Raw genomic sequence first — 17,640 nt, forward strand, 5'->3', positions numbered from 1 at the left:
GGACTCGTGCCTCACCCCGCCGTCACATGCACGCCGGGCTTGCGCCCGTCGCTCCACCTTCCGCCGATGGCGCGCTCAACCTGCGCGGCGAGCTGCAGCAGCAGGCCGTCATTGGCCTGCTTCGCCTGGGCCTGGATGCCGAGCGGCAGACCGTGCTCGTTGGTGGCGAGCGGCAGCGAGATCGCCGGAATGCCGCAGAGATTGGCGAGCGGCGTGAACGCGAAGTTGCGCCACAGGTTCTCGAACCAGTCGAGCACCGACGGATTGTCGCTGAGGGTGAGATATTCGGTGGTGCCGACCTTCGGCGTCGGCAGCGCGGTGATCGGCGTGAGGATGATGTCATAGTCCTCGAAAAAGGCGCCGAAGCCACGCGACGTCGTGTTGAACACCGCCTGCATGCGGGCGCGCTCGGCGAAGCTGAAGTCGCGGCCGTGCTCCCAGATGCGGATGTTGACGGGCTCGACGAGGTCGGCCGGCGGCCGGTCGAGGCCGCGCGCGGCGAGGAGATTGCCGATCACGACAGCGAAATTGGAAATGTAGCAGGTGGTCTGCGCCGCGAACGCCGCGCGGAAGTCGACAGCCGGCAATGCCTCCTCGACATGATGGCCGAGGCTTTCGAGAAAGCGCCCCACCCGCTTCAGCTCCGCCGCGATGTGCGGCGTCGCGCGATAGTCGCCCCACTGGTGCGACAGCGCAATTTTGAGGCGCGGCGGATCGCGCGTGATCGCCTTCGTGTAGGGCTCGGGCGCGGCCCAGTACGGCATGAACTCGCCAGGCGCGCCGCCGCGGCAGGCGTCGACGAACGCCGCGGTGTCGCGCACAGTGCGCGACTGGCAGCCCTGGATCGAGACAAGGCCGGAGAGATCCGACAGGTGCGGCGCGATCGAGAACACGCCGCGCGACACCTTCAGGCCGATGTTGCCGTTGACGCCGGCGGGGATGCGGATCGAGCCGCCGCCGTCGGTGGCATGGGCCAGCGGCACCACGCCGGCGGCGACCGCTGCCGCGCTGCCGGCTGACGAGCCGCAGGTGGTGTAGTCGGTGTTCCAGGGATTGCGGGTGACGTAGACGGCGGGATTTTCCGCCGAGCTGCAGACGCCGAATTCCGGCGTGGTGGTGCGGCCGATCAGGTTGAGGCCGGCCTTGCGCATCTTCGTGGTGAGGAAGGTGTCGGCCTCGGCGCGATTGCCGCGCATCAGCAGCGAGCCCATCTCCTGCAGCCGGCCCTTGAGCGTCGGGCCGAGGTCCTTCATCAGGAACGGCAAGCCAGCGAACGGACCGTTGAGATCAGCGCCATCCTTCGCCGGGTCGGCAATGACGTCGTCGAACAGCTCGACCACGGCGGAGATTCTTGGATCGACCTTGGCGACGCCGGCGACCGCCTGGGCGGCGAGCTCGGCGGGGGTCACCTCGCCCTTGCGCACCCGCTCGGCCAGCGCCGTGCCGTCGTGCCCTGCCCACTCGTCCCAACTCATCGCCAATGTCATTGCTGTCCGTCTCCCTGACCGTGAGTCGAACAGTAAATTGGCGATCAATCAGGTCAACACGCGCGCCTGCATGCAATTTCCGCCAGCCTTGCAAGGCCGGCGGGCCAGACGGAGCGCCTCAGCTCTTGACCGCGCCGGCGGTCAGGCCCGAGACCATGTAGCGCTTGAACACATAGTAGATCACGACTGGCGGCAGCGAGTAGACGAGCCCGGTCGCCATCAACAGCTCCCACGGCGAGTCGTCCGCCGCCAGGAAGTTGCCGAGCGCGACGCCCAGCGTGACGTCGGTGTCGCGCGACAGCAGCAGGAACGCGTAGAGATACTCGTTCCACGCCAGCAGCAGCGCATAGGTGCCGACCGCGACCAGCGACGGCACCATCAGCGGCAGGTAGACCAGGCGGAACAGCTGCCAGGGCGAGGCGCCGTCCATTACCGCGGCTTCATCCAGCTCGTAGGGCAGCTTGTCGGACGCCTGCTTGAGCACCCAGATGGCATAGGGCGAGGCCAGCGTCACCATGGCGAAAATCATCGCCGCATGGCTGTTGAGCAGGCCATAGTTGCCCATGGTGCGGTACATCGGCACGGCGAGGAATGCCGCCGGAATGAAGTAGGTGAACAGCGCGAGATTCATCACCAGGCCCCCACCCCGCACCTTGAGCCGGCTGATGGCGAAGGCGGCGCAGGTGGCGATGAACAGCGTCAGCGCGCCGGTCGCGACCGCGATGATCAGCGAGTTGCCGAACTGCTGCCAGAAGTGGTGCAGGTAGAAGTGCTTCTGCCCGAACACGATGGCGAAGTTGTTGAGCGTCGGCTGCGCCGGCCACAACGCCCCCGACATCGCGCTGTCCTTGGCCGAGAAGGCGAACAGCATCATGTGGTAGATCGGCGCCATGGTCCACAGCAGCACCGGGATGCCGATCAGCAGGAGCTTGGCCTCGGTCGAGACCTTCTGCCACCAGGCCTGTTGCGCGATGCTGTTCATTTGGCGAGCCGTTTCATCATGAAGTAGATCAGCGGGAGGACCAGCGGCATGGCGCAGACCACCGCCGCCACCGACATGTCGACCTGATCGAGCCGCAGATAGCGCAGGCCCAAGGTGGCCAGCACGTGGGTAAGATCGGCGGGCCCGCCGCCGGTGAGCAGGTAGACACTGTTGAAATCGCCGAGCGACCACAGCGTGGAGAGGATCAGGCAGGTCAGCCACAGCGTGCGCAGCGACGGCCAGGTGACGAAGCGGAATTTCTGCAAGGTGGTGGCGCCGTCGACGGACGCAGCCTCATAAAGGTCGGACGGGATCGCGAGCCTGCCGGCCACCAGGATCAGCGTCCAGAACGGCAGCGACTTCCAGATGTGCACGGCCATGGCGAGCGCAAGTGCCAGTGTCGGGTTGTTCAGCCAGTTGGGGCCGTCGTCGCCGGTCAGCGCGAAGATGGCGTGGTTGATGACGCCCCACTCCGGGTTGAGCATGAAGCGCACCGACAGGATGGTGGTGATCGACGGCACCGCCCAGGGCAGGATGAAGATCAGCGCCAGGATCTTGATCCACCAGCGGTCCTGCACGAAGAAGTCGGACAGGAACAGCGCGATGATCATCTTCAGCGTGATGCCGACGCCGAGGAAGATCAGCGTGTTAATCACGGTGCGCAGGAAGATCGGGTCGGCCGCGAGCTTGACGTAGCTGTCCGGATTGCGCGCCAGCCACAGGCCGTAGCCGACCGGATAGAGCACGAACACCAGAAACAGGATCAGGTACGGCACGATCATCAGAAGACCGAGCCGCTCCGCCGGCGTCATCCGCGACAGGCCAAAGCCCGCGCCAGAGGTTTCGGGATGAGCGGTCGATGCCAGCACGGTCATGGATAAGGCCTCTCGGGTGCCTGTGCCTGCTTTAAGCTGCGGACCTTGATCGCGACGTCGCGGGCGGGACGGCGCATGCCGCCCCGCCCGTGCGCTCAGTTCGCGATCGCCTTGATGCGGGCGATCATTTCATCGACCGCCTTGTCCACCGGCATCTTCTCGTTGACCACGCGATTCATGGCCACCGCCCAGACGTTCTCGTTGTTGACCACGGTGAACTTGTAGTTCTTGGTGAACTCGAAGGTCACGGTGCCGGCCTTGAACTGGTTGTAGACCGAGCGACGGTGCGGATCGGCCTGCCAGAACGGCCGCTCCTGCCCGGTCTTGGTCACCGGGAACCAGCGGCCGAGTGAGCCTTCCACGTACGGGGTGAGGTTGTCATCCTGCAGCAGGAAAGTCACGAACTGCCGGGCCAGCGCCTTGTTCTTGGAGCCGGAGAAGATCACGCCGGTCTTGACCGCGGCGCGGTAGACCATCTTCGAGCCATCCGGCTTGTTGGGGAAGCCGGAGGTCGCGATCAGTTCCTCGTAGTTCTTCTTGGCCTGGGCGCGCTGCTCAGGCGACAGCGACTCGTTGTTGCTGTCGTCGAGCCACTTGCCGGCGATCGAGATGGTGGCGTTGTGGGTCAGGACGATCGAGCGGTTGTGGAAGGCGACGTTGTTGTCCGGATCCTTCCAGCTGGTCGCCGACGGCGGCGCGCAGCTCTTCTGCGCCGGCATCACGTAGCTGGTGAGCGCCTTGATCAGGCCCTCGCGCACAGTGGGATCGTCGACCAGCAGCTTGCCGTTGTCGTCGACCAGCTTGACGTTGTAGGCGTCCATGAAGGTCAGGAACGAATAGAAGCTGTCGCTGGAATCGACGCCCATCGGCGCGCCGATGCCGTAGACGCGCTGGCCGGTGGCCTTGCGCACCGCGGGCTGCACCTTCTCGCACCAGAAATTCCAGTAGTCGTCCCAGCCGGTCGGGATGTCGCTGTCCTTGAGACCCGCCTTCTCCAGCATATCCTTCCAGTAGTTGATATGCATGGTCTGCTGCTTGAGCGGAAACGCGTAGTAGGCGCGCGCGTTGCTCTTGCCGTTGAGCAGGTAGGTGGTTTCCAGCGTGTTGGGCGCGAACTTGTCCTTGAGCGGCGCCATGATGTCGGAGATGTCGTCCAGCTTGCCGTCGAACGCCCACTTGCCGGTGACCTGGAAATCATAGACGTCGGCATAGGCGACATCGGGCGGCGTGCTGGAATCGAGCGCGGCCACCGTCTTCGGAATCATGTCCTGCACGGGATACTGCGACAATTCGACCTTGTTGCCGGTCTTGGCCTCGAACGCCTTGATGGCGTTGAGCAGCGCCTCATCCTCTGCCTTGTAGAAGCCCTTCACCCACCACACGGTGAGCGTCTCGGCCGATGCCGGCGCGACCGCCGAGATCATCAGCGCGGCGGCGCCTGCCGCCAGCATGGCCTTCATCGCGTGCCTCCCCATCGTCGTCTCCTCTCAAAGGTTATTGCTGTTGCTTGCCGTGATCGTGCGCGCGACCGCGCGCGGCTTCAAGAGCGGATGCGCTGTCCGCGCCAATGGCCGGAGCCGTGGCTGTCGCTGTCATGACCACTGTCCTCCTCCCGATCCCGCTGGAACGCGCCGGCTTGCCGCCGTTGTTGCTTGCCGCCTGTCATACAGGTGGATAGTATGATTGTCGAGGAGAACCCAAGGAAAAGAACACAAGGAAACGCCCGGTGGAACCGATCAAGGCCGTGAGCCTCGTCGATCAGGTCGTGGAGCGCGTGCGAACCCACATTGTGGAGAACAGCCTCGGCGCCGGCGATTTTCTGCCGAGCGCGCAGGAGCTCGGCGCGATCTTCGGCGTCAGCCGCGGCGTGGTGCGCGAGGCACTGACACAGCTCGAAGCGGTCGGCATCATCGACATCGCCAACGGCCGGCGGCCGATGGTGCATCGCCTCGAGCCCAACGCGATGGCGCAAGCGTTCGATCACGGCCTCGCCACACGCCAGGTCTCGTTCCGCAACATCGGCACCTTCCGCCGCACCATCGAATGCGAAGCCGCAGTGCTCGCCGCGCATGAGCGTACCGACGACCATCTCGCCCGCCTCGACGTCGCGATCGCGGGCTTGCGCGACAGCCTGCAGGACCCCAAGCGTTTCCTCGCCACCGATTTCGAACTGCATGCGGTGATCGCGCAGGCCTCGGGCAACCCGCTCTACGCCATCACCACCGAGGCGCTGACCATGACCATCAAGGGCATGATCTATGACGGCCTGTGCTCGATCACGTCACTCGCCGAATGGAAGCAGATCCTCAAGACCCACGAAGGCATCGTCGAGGCGATCCGCGACCGCGATCCGGTCAAGGCGCGCAAGATGATGAGCCGCCATTTCGACGAGGCGCTCAACCGCGCGGCGCTGTATTAGCGGCGCGATGATGTGACGTTCGACCGACCGACTATCGCCTCATCCTGAGGAGCCCGCGCAGCGGGCGTCTCGAAGGATGAGGCCCGCGCGGAAGCGCCCCGGCCTCATGGTTCGAGACGGCGCAACTGCGCCTCCTCACCATGAGGGAGACGGATCGGCGGCGCGCCGACTTTTCCTCTCATCCGATGACGCCGCGAAGATCGTGCTGTCCGTTTTTCTCTGTCGTGGCCCGTGGTTGCTTTCCAGACAGCCTCTAAAGAGCGAGCGAGGTCCGCGTCGCGAGGGATGAAGTCTATGCGGAAGAGTTCTGGATGGACCGCAAAAACGAAATCGGGAGCCCGAGCGGGCTCCCGACTTGCAACTCTCCGACTTGGCCGTCCGGCGATCAGCCGAACTGGTTCATCGTGTTGTGCGCGCCACCAGCCTTCAGGGCCGCCTCGCCGGCGAAGTATTCCTTGTGGTCGTCGCCGATGTCGGAGCCGGCCATGTTCTGGTGCTTGACGCAGGCGATGCCCTGGCGGATCTCCTGGCGCTGCACGTTCTTGACGTAGCCCAGCATGCCCTGCTCGCCGAAGTACTCGCGGGCGAGGTTGTCGGTCGACAGCGCGGCCGTGTGATAGGTCGGCAGCGTGATCAGGTGGTGGAAGATGCCGGCGCGCTTGGCCGAGTCCGCCTGGAAGGTGCGGATGCGCTCGTCGGCCTCGATCGCCAGCGGGGTGCTGTCGTACTCCGCCTTCATCAGCTCGGCACGGTTGTACTGGCTGACGTCCTTGCCGGCTTCCTTCATCGCATCGTACACCTGCCAACGGAAGTTGAGCGTCCAGTTGAACGACGGCGAGTTGTTGTAGGCTAGCTTGGCGTTCGGGATCACCTCACGGATGCGGTCGACCATCTGGCCGATCTGCTCGATATGCGGCTTCTCGGTCTCGATCCACAGGAGGTCCGCACCGTTCTGCAACGAGGTGATGCAGTCGAGCACGCAACGGTCTGCGCCAGTGCCCGGGCGGAACTGGTAGAGGTTGCTGGGCAGGCGCTTCGGACGCATCAGCTTGCCGTTCTGGGTGATGATGACGTCGCCGTTCTTCACGGTGGCCGCCGTCACCTCTTCGCAGTCGAGGAAGCTGTTGTACTTGTCGCCGAGGTCACCCGGCTTGTGGCTGACGGCGATCTGCTGGGTGAGGCCGGCGCCGAGCGAGTCGGTGCGGGTCACGACCACGCCGTCTTCCACGCCGAGCTCGAGGAAGGCATGGCGGCAGGCACGGATCTTCGCCAGGAACACCTCGTGCGGCACGGTCACCTTGCCGTCCTGGTGACCGCACTGCTTCTCGTCGGACACCTGGTTTTCGATCTGCAGGGCGCAGGCGCCCGCCTCGATCATCTTCTTGGCGAGCAGATAGGTCGCCTCGGCATTGCCGAAGCCGGCGTCGATGTCGGCGATGACAGGCACGACGTGGGTCTGGAAGGTGTCGATCTTCTGGATCAGCGCCGCTTCCTTCGCCTTGTCGCCGGCCGCACGGGCCTTGTCGAGCTCGCGGAAGATATCGTTGAGCTCACGGGAGTCGGCCTGGCGCAGGAAGGTGTAGAGCTCTTCGATCAGAGCCGGCACCGAGGTCTTCTCGTGCATCGACTGGTCGGGCAGCGGACCGAACTCGGAGCGCAGCGCCGCGATCATCCAGCCGGACAGGTAGAGGTAGCGGCGATCGGTCGAGCCGAAATGCTTCTTGACCGAGATCAGCTTCTGCTGGGCGATGAAGCCATGCCAGCAGCCGAGCGACTGGGTGTACTTGGTGGGATCCGCATCATAGGCGGCCATGTCCTTGCGCATCAGCGCCGCGGTGTAGCGGGCGACGTCGAGGCCGGTCTTGAAACGGTTCTGCAGGCGCATGCGGGCAACCGCCTCAGCGCTCACGCCGCTCCAGGTGGGCTTGGTCTTGAGCAGCGCCTGGGCTGCCTCGATCTCGCTCTGGTAGGAAGCCGGGCCCTGAAGGGCCTGATCGCTCATCCCGCGTGGCTGGTAGTTCATGACGGTGTTCCCTCGATTTCCTGGGGGCTGCCAACAAGTCTGTGTCCTGTTTTTTAAGCCCCGCCACGCTGGTGGCTAGACATTCCGGGGATAACTTGTCATACTTTACAAACTAATCGTGTAATTCTGTAAGAATCTTACACGAACTGGGAAGAGATCATGACCACCTCGACCACCCGCTCGGTCTTCATGGGACCAAGGCTGCGCCGCCTGCGGCGCGACCTCGGGCTGACCCAGGCCGACATGGCGGCCGATCTCGAGATTTCCGCCCCCTATGTCGCGCTGCTGGAGCGCAATCAGCGGCCGGTGACCGCCGACATGCTGCTGCGCCTCGCCCGCACCTACAAGATCGACCTGACCGATCTCGCCGGCGACGGCGGCGTCGATCACACGGCGCGGATGCAGTCCATCCTGAAGGAGCCGATGTTCTCGGACATCGACATTCCCTCGCTCGAAATCAGCGACATCGCCACCAGCTTTCCGGGCATGACGGAAGCGTTCCTGCGCCTCTACACCGCCTATCGCGAAGAGCAGCTCGCGCTTGCCGACCGCAGGGCGCCGGCGCTCGCAGGCCTGGCCTCGCCCGCAGATACGGAGGGCTTCGACGCCAGCGATCCGGTGGCGGAAGTCAGGCGCTTCCTGGCCGCGCGGCGCAACAACTTCGCTGATATCGACGACGCGGCCGAGCGCCTCAGCGACGCGGCCGGCGGCCCGAACGGATTTGTCGAACGCCTCAAGAACCGTCACGACCTCAGGGTCCGCCACATGCCGCCGGACGTCATGCTGGGCTCTGTCAGGCGCCTTGACCTGCACCGCCGGCAATTGCTGCTCGAGGATTCCCTGGACACCGCGAGCCTGCATTTCCAGCTCGCCCAGCAGCTCGCCTATCTCGAGATGGACAACGAGATGTCGGCGGCTCTCGCAGCCGGCCATTTCACCACCAAGAACGCCGAGCAACTGGCGCGCCGCGCGCTCGGAGGCTATGCCGCCGCGGCGCTCATCATGCCCTACTCAGCGTTCGCGAAGGCGGTGGATGCGCGGCGCTACGACCTGGAAGCACTGGCCCGCCAGTTCGGCGCCAGCTTCGAGCAGACCGCCCATCGCATCACCACCCTGCAGCGGCCGGGGCAGGAAAAGATCCCGTTCTTTCTGATCCGCGTCGATCCCGCCGGCAACATCTCGAAGCTGCTGGACGGCGCCGGCTTTCCATTCGCCAAGCACGGCGGCGCGTGTCCGCTGTGGTCGGTCCACGGCGTCTTCAGAACGCCGCGCCAGATCGTGACGCAATGGCTGGAATTGCCGGACGGTCAGCGCTTCTTTTCGATCGCCCGCACGGTCACGGCCGGCGGCGGCGCCTACGGCGCCATGCGCGTCGAGCGCGCCATCGCGATCGGCTGCGCCGCCGAGCACGCCGGCCAGTTGATCTACACCCAGAATGGCGCGGGACCGTCCGCAGAGGCCCCCACCCCGATCGGCGTCGCCTGCCGCGTCTGCCATCGCCCGAAATGCGCGGCGCGGTCGGCGCTGCCGATCGGCCGCGAGCTGCTGCCCGATGATTTCCGGCGTTTGAGCGTACCGTTCGGATTCTCTTCGGATTGATTGATCCGTAACAGATGGCGGATATCGATCACGCCTGCTGCATCCCGGGCAGTCGCAAGTCAACAGCGAGCCCACGCGAAACCAGGTTTCGCGTGCTCAATTTCCGTGCTTCAATGATCGACACATTTGTCACTTCAATTCATTGACGTCCGGGACAGCTCAGACCGTGTTCAGTCGCCGGCAAATGCTTTTGGGAATGGGGATCGCCGCCATGTCAGCATCTCCCATGCCGGTCCCTGCACGGGAAGAGAAATGGTTTCCGTTCGCTTCAGAAAGCGAAGGATTCGCCGCCGACATAGCCCAGCGGCTCGACAAAGCCATCGCTGAAAAGCGAATTTGGAACATTCACGGCCTTGTCGTCCTGCAGAACGAGCGATTGGTCATTGAGCGTTATTTTGAAGGCCGAGATCGCGCGCGAGGGATTGGTGATCTCGGGACCGTGCAGTTCTCACCTGAGACGATCCACGACCTGCGCTCATGTTCAAAGAGCATCGTTGCGCTGCTTTACGGCATTGCCTTGCAACAGGGACAGGTCCCCGCGCCAGAGGCGTCTCTGTTTTCGATGTTTCCCGAATACAACGACCTTGCCGACAAAGATGGGCGCTCACGGCTGACGATTCACCACGCGCTTTCGATGACGATGGGAACGGACTGGGACGAGAGCAGCCTGCCCTACTCCGACCCTCGCAACAGCGAAACGGCAATGGACAACGCCCCTGACCGCTATCGCTACATCCTGGAGCGTCCGGTCCTCGACAGCCCGGGCGCACATTGGACCTATTGCGGCGGGGCGACAGCATTGCTCGCGCGCATGATCTCAAAGGGCTCAGGCAAATCCCTGCATGATTTTGCGCGCGCGAATCTGTTTGATCCGCTTGGCATGGGGCCCACAGAATGGGCGACAGGGCCCGACGGCGAGCCTTTCGCCGCATCAGGCGCGCGCATGTCGGTCCGAGATCTCTCGCGCATCGGAATGATGATGCTTCGTGGTGGCGAAATCCTCGGCCGCAGGATCGTTCCATCGGAATGGATCTTGCGCTGCACGACGCCGACGGTGAGCGCTGATGAGCTTCGTCGCTACGGCTATCAGTGGTTCCTTCTCGACGTGGCTTTTGGCAAACCAAAGGGATGGGCCGTCGGCCGGCTGGAACGGATGTGGATGGCGCAGGGCGAAGGCGGCCAACGCCTGTTCGTCATTCCCGCCCTGCAGCTCGTCATCGCGTTGACGTCAGGCAATTACGGGGCTGACGATCAATGGATTCCGCCAACCCGCGTGCTTCGTGAGGTGGTCCTGGCGAGCGTGAAATAGCATCCTATCATCACGACCTAAGTCCGGATCGCCGCCGCCTGCTCCGCCCGGTGTGCCGCCTGCACCGCAGGACGCGGCGATGCGCGCCATGTAGGCGGCGATGGCCGGCCAGCGGCCGATATCGATGGCGAACAGCTCCATCCACAGCAGCACCGTGTAGAGGTAGGCGTCGGCGACACCGAACAGCGGCCCGAGCAGATGGTCCTGCGTAGCGAGTGTTGACTCGATCTCGCCAAACCGTCGGAACAGCCGCTCCCTGAAGATCGCCTTCACCTCGTCGGGAATCGCCGCGTTGAACAGCGGGCTCGCACCAGCGTGGATCTCGGTGCCGATGTAGTTGAGCATCTCCTGAAGGCGGACGCGCTGCCAGCTGCCGCTCACCGGCGCCAGGGCAGCCTCGGGCCGCAGATCGGCGAGATACTGCACGATCGCCGGCCCCTCGGTCAGCACCTCGCCATTGTCGAGCTGCAGCGCCGCGACATAGCCCTTCGGGTTGATGGCGCGGAAGTCGCCGCCGTTGGACGTCCGCTTGGTCCTGTTGTCGACCATCACCAGCTCGAACGGCAGGTCGAGTTCACGCAGCACGATGTGCGGCGACAGCGAACAGGTGTTGGGCGCGGAATAGAGCTTCATCGACAATCCTCGTGAGAACCGCGCGAACGCCCGTCGCGTCCACGCCTCACGAGAGATAGGTCCGAGCCCCGATCCGGTAAAACAAGCCGGCCAGAATGCTGCCATCAGCCCGGCTAATGCTCAGGCCGGCTCCTGCAACAAGTCGAACAGCGCCTGTACGGCGCGTGAGCGTGCGCCCGATTCCGACGCGACAAGGCCGAATGCGCGATGGACCGGCTCGGCGAGCCGCAGCACCTGCAGGCCGCGGCGGTCGACCGGCAGCGTCAGCTCCGGCACCAGGGTCACACCGACGCCCTCGCGCACCAGCGCGAATCCACTGCTCCAGTCGCGCACCCGGGCACGGACATCGGCGAGGTCGAGGCCTGCTCCAGTGATGATGCCCAGCGCGGTTGCCTCGCATCCCCCGGTCGCGAGAATAAACGGCTCGGCCGCGAGCTCGGCCAGCGCGACGACGCCGCGCCGGCCCGGCCGTGCGAGGCGGTGCCCTGCGGGAACGACCGCCAGCCAGGGATCGCGCCCTAGCGGAGAGGCGTTCCGCTGCGGCGACGGGTTGACCACCGTCCCGACATCGATGGTGCCGGCGGCGAGCAGCGCCTCGACCTCCTCGTCGCTCGCCTCCAGCGTGACCACGTCGATCCCTGGATGGCGCTGCCTGAACCGGCGCAGCAGTGGCGGCAGCACGGCCTGCAGCACCACGGGAAAGCTTGCGAGCCGGATCGATCCCCCCGACAGCCCTTTCGCCGCATCGGCGGCCGACTGGATCTGCTCCAGCGCGGCCAGCATGGCCCGGGCATGGTCGATGACCTGCAGGCCAACCGCCGTCGGAACCGTCTGCCGCCGCTCCCGCGTGAACAGGCGGACGCCGAGCATGTCCTCCAGCGCGGCGATGGCCTGGCTCGCGCCGGACTGGGTCAGGTTCACCCGCTCGGCGGCGCCGGTGATGCTGCCGCAATCCGCGACAGCCACGAGCAGGCGCCAGTGCATCAGGTTCATCATGGCAGAAGATCGACTAATGGCTCGCTGGATTGGCCATCAGATCTATGAATGCATGGCGGGCAACGCAAGCGCCAAGCGCGCGCCGCGCAAATCCCAATAAAAAAGCTCCCGCCGCGCGAGCCGGCCGCGCGGCGGGAGCCTTTTTCGTGCGGCATTACTGCGCAGGCGACAGCTCGGCAGCCGGTTCCGTCGGCGCCGGCAGCGCGGCGCCGCTCAGCGTCGCCTGCAGCGTTTCGGTATCGAGCTCGCCTTCCCAGCGCGCGATCACGATGGTGGCGACCGCGTTGCCGATGAAGTTGGTGATGGCGCGGCACTCCGACATGAAGCGGTCGATGCCGAGGATCAGCGCCATGCCGGCCACCGGGATCGACGGCACGACCGACAGCGTCGCCGCCAGCGTGATGAAGCCGGCGCCGGTGATGCCCGCCGCACCCTTCGAGCTGAGCATCGCGACCAGCAGCAGCAGTACCTGGTCGGCGAGGCTGAGATGGATGCCGGTCGCCTGGGCGATGAACAGCGACGCCAGCGTCATGTAGATGTTGGTGCCGTCGAGGTTGAAGGAGTAGCCGGTCGGAATGACGAGGCCGACCACCGAGCGTTTGCAGCCGGCGCGCTCCATCTTGGCCATCAGGCTCGGCAGCGCCGCCTCGGAGCTGGAGGTGCCGAGCACGAGCAGCAGCTCTTCCTTGATGTAGCGCAGCAGCGCCAGGATCGAGAAGCCGTTGTAGCGGGCGACCGCGCCGAGCACGATGAACACGAACAGCGCCGAGGTGATGTAGAAGGTCGCGACCAGCATCGCGAGGCTGGCGATCGAGCCGATGCCGTACTTGCCGATGGTGAACGCCATGGCGCCGAAGGCGCCGATCGGCGCGAGCTTCATCAGCATCGCGACGAGGCGGAACATGGCTTGCGACAGCGACCCCAGCACGGTCATCACCGGCTGAGCCTTGTCGCCGATCAGCACCAGCGCGATGCCGAACAGCACGGCGAAGAACAGCACCTGCAGAATATCGCCGGAGGCGAGCGCGGCGACCGGCGTCGCCGGGATGATGTTCATCAGGAAGCCGACCACGGTGGAATCGTGCGCCTTGGCGGCGTAGGACGCGGTCGCCTTCGGATCGAGGCTCGCCGGATCGATGTGCAGGCCCGCGCCCGGCTGGATGACGTTGCCGACAATGAGGCCGACGATCAGCGCCAGGGTCGAGAACACCAGGAAGTAGAGCATCGCCTTGCCGGCGACGCGGCCGACCTTCTTGAGGTCGCCCATGCCGGCGATGCCGGTGGTCACGGTCAGGAAGATCACCGGGGCGATGATCATCTTCACCAGCTTGATGAAGGCATCGCCGAGCGGCTGCAGCGCGGTGCCGAGCTGGGGATAGAAATGGCCGAGCAGGATGCCGGCGAAAATGGCGCAGAGCACCTGCACATAAAGATGATGATGAAAGCGCTTCGGAGCGGCGTGCCCCTCTGCGGCCGCAATGGCCTGCACCATGGTTTCCTCCTCGAGGTCGGCTGCGTTTTTTGACGTTCGCGACCCCCGACGCCGGATGCGCAGAGAGCCGCAGGCGCCATTGCAGGCCGCGTGCCAGCTGCGACGAAATGCCAGGCCATTGATTTATTTGAGAAAATCACTCGGCCCGACGGCGGCGCTGGACATTTTGTGCGGAATTCCGCACAAGATCGGAGCCATATGTGCGCAATTCCGCGCATGATATCTGCAGCCGATCGGAAGCCTTCCCTGATGTCGCCCGCCCGCCCACAGCCCGGACGCCCGCGGTGGCTGCGCCAGGCGGCGCCGTTCGCCGCCGCCGTGCTGCTGCTGATCGGCCTCGATCAGGCGGCGCGGCTGTGGTCAGAGCATCGCACGCTGGCACTGATCCGCGGCGAGGCCGAAGCCACCGCCTCGCAGCGCGTCGCCGTGCTGCAGAGCGAGATCGAGAAACAGCGCACGCTGCCCTTCGTGCTCGCCCAGGATCCGGACGTACAGCACGCGCTGAGCATGCCGACGGCGGAGCGGATCGCGGCGCTGAACCAGAAGCTCGCCTCGCTCAGCACCGGCACCCGCGCCGCGGTCATCTACCTCATCGACAGCGACGGCCTGACCATCGCCGCCAGCAACCACGACACCGACATCAGCTTCGTCGGCAACAACTACGCCTTCCGCCCCTACTACCAGGTGGCGATGGAGCAGGGGCACGCCGAGCACTTCGCCTACGGCACCATCAGCCGCCGTCCCGGGCTTTATCTGTCGCGCCGGGTCGAGGACGCCGGCCGCACGCTCGGCGTGATCGTGGTCAAGGTCGAGTTCGACGCCATCGAGGCGCAGTGGCACCGCTTCGCCGAGCCGATCTTCGTCACCGACGACCGCGGCATCGTGCTGGTGACCAGCGAGCCGGCGTGGCGGTTCAAGGCCACCGCGCCGCTGTCGGCGGAGCAGCAGGCCGAGATCCGCGCCAGCCTGCAGTTCGGCGCAGCCCCGCTCGATCCGCTGCCGCTCACCCCCGCCCCGCCCGCGCAAGGCACCGGCCGTGTCGCACGCATCATCCACGGCAAGCCGCCGATCGACTACATGGCCGCGGCAGCACCGGTCCCCGGCATGGCCTGGCGGCTGCACCTGCTCACCCCGACCCACGCAACGCTGATGATCGCCACCACCGCCGCCCGCTCGCTCACGGTGCTGGCCGGAGTGGTCGGCCTCGGCATGATCGCGATCGGCTGGACGCGGCGGCGCAACCTGCAGCAGCAGCGGGCGCAGGGCGAGGCGACGCGGCGCGAGCTGGAGCAGCGGGTGCGCGACCGCACCAAAGAGCTTCAGCAGACCAACACCCGCCTCGAGGCCGAGATGGAGGAGCGCCGCCGCGCCCAGCTCGAGCTCAATGAGATGCAGGACGAACTGATCCAGGCCAACAAGCTCGCCACCCTCGGCCAGATCGCCGCCAGCGTCGCCCACGAGATCAACCAGCCGGTCGCCGCCATCCGCACCTTCGCCGACAACGGCGCCGCCCTGCTCGACCGCAACGATGTACGAGAGGCGCGCGACAACCTCGCGATTATCGCCAACCTCACCGACCGGATCGGCAGCATCACCGGCGAGCTGCGGGCGTTCGCGCGCAAGTCGCCGGCCGCGATCGGGCCGGTGTCGCTGCGCGGCGCGCTCGACGGCGCGCTGCTGCTGGTCGGCCATCGGCTGCGCCAGCAGGCGATCGGTCTCGAGCTTGCGCTCGGCGACGCCGACATCACCGTGGCCGCCGACCAGACCCGTCTTGAGCAGGTCGTCGTCAACCTCATGCAGAACGCGATCGAGGCGCTGACCGACCGTCCCTCGCCGCAGATCCGCATCGCCGCGGACACCACGGCGAACGAGGTCAGCGTCACCATCGCCGACAACGGTCCTGGCCTGCCGGAGCGCGTACTGCGGTCGCTGTTCGTGCCGTTCACGACGACCAAGGCGACCGGGCTCGGCCTCGGGCTCGTGATCTCCAGGGACATCCTCACCGAATTCGGCGGCCGCTTCTCGGCCCATAACGGCCCGGATGGCGGCGCCGTGCTCACCCTCACGCTTCCGAGACTGCCATGACCGATGTCGCCTTCATCGACGACGACGACAGCCTGCGCGCCGCCAATGTGCAGGCGCTGCTGCTCGCCGGCTTCACCGTCGCGCCCTACCCGTCGGCGCAGGACGCGCTCGCGGAGATCGACGCGGAGTTTGCCGGCGTCGTCGTCACCGACGTGCGCATGCCGCAGATCGACGGGCTCGAGCTGTTCCGGCGCCTGCGCCGGATCGACGCCGAGCTTCCTGTGATCCTGATCACCGGCCATGGCGACATCTCCATGGCGGTCGACGCCATGCGCGAGGGCGCCTACGACTTCCTCACCAAGCCCTACGCCTCCGATCGGTTGCTCGGCAGCATCCGCCATGCGCTGGAGCAGCGCCGCCTGGTGCTGGAGAACCGCGCGCTGCGCCGCGCCGCGGAGGCTGCGACCGACGACATTCCGCTGATCGGCGAGGATCCCGCCATCGACCGCCTGCGGCAGACGCTGCGCCAGATCGCCGACGCCGACATCGACGTGCTGATCGAGGGCGAGACCGGCAGCGGCAAGGATGTTGCGGCCAACGCGCTGCACCGCTGGAGCCGCCGCGCGACGCGCTCCTTCGTCGCCGTCAATTGCGGCGCGCTGCCCGAGACCATGATCGAGAGCGAATTGTTTGGCCATGAGGCCGGTGCCTTCACCGGAGCACTCAAGAAGCGGGTCGGCCGCATCGAGCACGCCCATGGCGGCACGCTGTTCCTCGATGAGATCGAGGCGATGTCGCCGGCGCTGCAGGTCAAACTGCTGCGCGTGCTGGAAAGCCGGCAGATCACCCCGCTCGGCACCAACGAGCTGCGCGGCGTCGACGTCCGCGTCGTCGCCGCCACCAAGACCGACCTGTTGACGCTGGTGCGCGCCGGCAGCTTCCGCGAGGACCTCTACTACCGCCTGCATGTCGTGACGGTGAAGGTCCCGCCGCTGCGCGACCGCCGCGCCGACGTCCCCCTGCTGTTCGGCCATTTCCTGGCGCGCGCCGCCAAGCGCCTCGGCCGCGCCCAGCCAACCGTCGGCCACCGCGAGCTGCAGTACCTGCAGAGCCATTCCTGGCCCGGCAATGTCCGCGAGCTCAGCCACTTCGCCGAGCGCGTCGCGCTGGGCTTGTCGCACGATCCGGCGCCGGCGCCCGCCGCACCCGAACGGCCGTCGCTGCCGAAGCGGGTCGAGGCCTTTGAGGCCGACCAGATCCGCGAGGCGCTGGCGCTCCATCGCGGCGACGTCCAGGCGACGGTGGAAGCCTTGGGCATTCCCCGCAAGACCTTCTACGACAAACTGCACCGCCACGGCATCGACCAGAGCAAGTACCGCGCGTAGCGGGCGCGGAACGCACTCCGTCTAATGGCTGATCATCCACGGACGCGCGGTGGGAAAGCCCTTGGCACCGCTGCGGCTCTTGGTCATCAGGCGGGATGATTTGCCCGAGCAGCAGCCGCAGCCCGGGCCGTGCGAAGCCTTGTATTCACCGACGGTCTTCGGCGCGTGGGCGCTGCGCTCGTTGGTGGCGTGGGCCTTGCGCGCCGACGCCGGCATGCAGGAGAAGTGCGGCGCGGTCAGGATGACGCGCGGCGCCCGCGACCCGCACGCCGGACAATCGTCCGGCTCGTCGCACTCGGCCATCGGCCGCATGTTGGTGAAGGGACCGCAATCGTCGCAGAGATATTCGTACACCGGCATGGATCACCTCTGAATCCCAAAAAAAGGCGCTGACGGCGGGGCGAACGGCTCACCG

At 66.0% G+C, this 17,640-nt stretch carries 14 protein-coding genes; 5 read left to right on the top strand and 9 right to left on the bottom strand.

The window, feature by feature from the left end; genetic code table 11:
• Nucleotides 1–11: 11 nt before the first annotated feature.
• From AB4Z37_RS12080 to AB4Z37_RS12095, 4 genes are all read right to left on the bottom strand, one after another.
• Nucleotides 12–1,487 (bottom strand): amidase, encoded by a 1,476-nt coding sequence (locus AB4Z37_RS12080; protein ID WP_441516969.1) that lies wholly within the window; start codon nt 1,485–1,487, stop codon nt 12–14.
• 118 nt (nt 1,488–1,605) lie between these two features.
• Nucleotides 1,606–2,469 carry a carbohydrate ABC transporter permease gene (locus AB4Z37_RS12085; protein ID WP_441516970.1) on the bottom strand — a complete coding sequence of 288 codons (864 nt, stop codon included), beginning with the start codon at nt 2,467–2,469 and terminating at the stop codon, nt 1,606–1,608.
• Nucleotides 2,466–3,344, bottom strand: coding sequence for a carbohydrate ABC transporter permease (locus AB4Z37_RS12090; protein ID WP_441516971.1), 879 nt, complete (start codon nt 3,342–3,344; stop codon nt 2,466–2,468). The genes AB4Z37_RS12085 and AB4Z37_RS12090 overlap by 4 nt, the downstream gene beginning before the upstream one ends.
• 95 nt (nt 3,345–3,439) lie before the next feature.
• Nucleotides 3,440–4,819 (bottom strand): ABC transporter substrate-binding protein, encoded by a 1,380-nt coding sequence (locus AB4Z37_RS12095; protein WP_441516972.1) that lies wholly within the window; start codon nt 4,817–4,819, stop codon nt 3,440–3,442.
• 251 nt (nt 4,820–5,070) lie between these two features.
• Between AB4Z37_RS12095 and AB4Z37_RS12100 the strand changes: the two genes are divergently transcribed.
• Nucleotides 5,071–5,763 (top strand): FadR/GntR family transcriptional regulator, encoded by a 693-nt coding sequence (locus AB4Z37_RS12100; RefSeq protein WP_441516973.1) that lies wholly within the window; start codon nt 5,071–5,073, stop codon nt 5,761–5,763.
• Between the two features lie 385 nt (nt 5,764–6,148).
• Here AB4Z37_RS12100 and AB4Z37_RS12105 read toward each other — a convergent pair whose 3' ends face one another.
• Complete coding sequence (locus tag AB4Z37_RS12105) at nt 6,149–7,786, bottom strand: isocitrate lyase (RefSeq protein WP_441516974.1); 1,638 nt, start codon at nt 7,784–7,786, stop codon at nt 6,149–6,151.
• Nucleotides 7,787–7,945: 159 nt separating this feature from the next.
• Here AB4Z37_RS12105 and AB4Z37_RS12110 point away from each other — a divergent pair, with 159 nt between their 5' ends.
• Both AB4Z37_RS12110 and AB4Z37_RS12115 read left to right on the top strand, forming a co-directional pair.
• Nucleotides 7,946–9,385: a helix-turn-helix domain-containing protein gene (locus tag AB4Z37_RS12110; RefSeq protein ID WP_441516975.1), complete on the top strand. Its 1,440-nt coding sequence runs from the start codon at nt 7,946–7,948 to the stop codon at nt 9,383–9,385.
• Nucleotides 9,386–9,596: 211 nt separating this feature from the next.
• Nucleotides 9,597–10,694 (top strand): serine hydrolase domain-containing protein, encoded by a 1,098-nt coding sequence (locus tag AB4Z37_RS12115; RefSeq protein ID WP_441516976.1) that lies wholly within the window; start codon nt 9,597–9,599, stop codon nt 10,692–10,694.
• On the opposite strand, the gene gstA is transcribed toward AB4Z37_RS12115, so the two are convergent.
• From gstA to AB4Z37_RS12130, 3 genes are all read right to left on the bottom strand, one after another.
• Nucleotides 10,614–11,327: a glutathione transferase GstA gene (gstA, locus tag AB4Z37_RS12120; RefSeq protein ID WP_441516977.1), complete on the bottom strand. Its 714-nt coding sequence runs from the start codon at nt 11,325–11,327 to the stop codon at nt 10,614–10,616. The two genes, AB4Z37_RS12115 and gstA, sit on opposite strands and share 81 nt — an antisense overlap.
• A gap of 120 nt (nt 11,328–11,447) precedes the next feature.
• Complete coding sequence (locus tag AB4Z37_RS12125) at nt 11,448–12,311, bottom strand: LysR family transcriptional regulator (protein ID WP_441516978.1); 864 nt, start codon at nt 12,309–12,311, stop codon at nt 11,448–11,450.
• Between the two features lie 166 nt (nt 12,312–12,477).
• Complete coding sequence (locus tag AB4Z37_RS12130) at nt 12,478–13,815, bottom strand: dicarboxylate/amino acid:cation symporter (RefSeq protein WP_441516979.1); 1,338 nt, start codon at nt 13,813–13,815, stop codon at nt 12,478–12,480.
• 249 nt (nt 13,816–14,064) lie between these two features.
• Between AB4Z37_RS12130 and AB4Z37_RS12135 the strand changes: the two genes are divergently transcribed.
• Nucleotides 14,065–15,900, top strand: a complete 1,836-nt coding sequence (locus AB4Z37_RS12135) for a sensor histidine kinase (RefSeq protein ID WP_441516980.1) — start codon at nt 14,065–14,067, stop codon at nt 15,898–15,900.
• Nucleotides 15,897–17,225, top strand: coding sequence for a sigma-54-dependent transcriptional regulator (locus AB4Z37_RS12140; protein WP_441516981.1), 1,329 nt, complete (start codon nt 15,897–15,899; stop codon nt 17,223–17,225). Before AB4Z37_RS12135 ends, AB4Z37_RS12140 begins: the two co-directional genes overlap by 4 nt.
• Nucleotides 17,226–17,246: 21 nt before the next feature.
• On the opposite strand, the gene AB4Z37_RS12145 is transcribed toward AB4Z37_RS12140, so the two are convergent.
• Nucleotides 17,247–17,585 carry an FmdB family zinc ribbon protein gene (locus tag AB4Z37_RS12145; RefSeq protein ID WP_441516982.1) on the bottom strand — a complete coding sequence of 113 codons (339 nt, stop codon included), beginning with the start codon at nt 17,583–17,585 and terminating at the stop codon, nt 17,247–17,249.
• Between the last annotated feature and the right edge of the window lie 55 nt (nt 17,586–17,640).

This window comes from Bradyrhizobium sp. 2TAF24 (assembly GCF_052115025.1).
Lineage (GTDB): Bacteria > Pseudomonadota > Alphaproteobacteria > Rhizobiales > Xanthobacteraceae > Bradyrhizobium_A.

Excerpts from the sequence above, each read along its gene's own strand:
- AB4Z37_RS12080 (WP_441516969.1), bottom strand. The coding sequence starts at position 1,487 with ATGACATTGGCGATGAGTTGGGACGAGTGGGCAGGGCACGACGGCACG.
- AB4Z37_RS12085 (WP_441516970.1), bottom strand. The coding sequence starts at position 2,469 with ATGAACAGCATCGCGCAACAGGCCTGGTGGCAGAAGGTCTCGACCGAG.
- AB4Z37_RS12090 (WP_441516971.1), bottom strand. The coding sequence starts at position 3,344 with ATGACCGTGCTGGCATCGACCGCTCATCCCGAAACCTCTGGCGCGGGC.
- AB4Z37_RS12095 (WP_441516972.1), bottom strand. The coding sequence starts at position 4,819 with ATGGGGAGGCACGCGATGAAGGCCATGCTGGCGGCAGGCGCCGCCGCG.
- AB4Z37_RS12105 (WP_441516974.1), bottom strand. The coding sequence starts at position 7,786 with ATGAACTACCAGCCACGCGGGATGAGCGATCAGGCCCTTCAGGGCCCG.
- AB4Z37_RS12110 (WP_441516975.1), top strand. The coding sequence starts at position 7,946 with ATGACCACCTCGACCACCCGCTCGGTCTTCATGGGACCAAGGCTGCGC.
- AB4Z37_RS12115 (WP_441516976.1), top strand. The coding sequence starts at position 9,597 with ATGTCAGCATCTCCCATGCCGGTCCCTGCACGGGAAGAGAAATGGTTT.
- gstA (WP_441516977.1), bottom strand. The coding sequence starts at position 11,327 with ATGAAGCTCTATTCCGCGCCCAACACCTGTTCGCTGTCGCCGCACATC.
- AB4Z37_RS12125 (WP_441516978.1), bottom strand. The coding sequence starts at position 12,311 with ATGCACTGGCGCCTGCTCGTGGCTGTCGCGGATTGCGGCAGCATCACC.
- AB4Z37_RS12130 (WP_441516979.1), bottom strand. The coding sequence starts at position 13,815 with ATGGTGCAGGCCATTGCGGCCGCAGAGGGGCACGCCGCTCCGAAGCGC.
- AB4Z37_RS12135 (WP_441516980.1), top strand. The coding sequence starts at position 14,065 with ATGTCGCCCGCCCGCCCACAGCCCGGACGCCCGCGGTGGCTGCGCCAG.
- AB4Z37_RS12140 (WP_441516981.1), top strand. The coding sequence starts at position 15,897 with ATGACCGATGTCGCCTTCATCGACGACGACGACAGCCTGCGCGCCGCC.
- AB4Z37_RS12145 (WP_441516982.1), bottom strand. The coding sequence starts at position 17,585 with ATGCCGGTGTACGAATATCTCTGCGACGATTGCGGTCCCTTCACCAAC.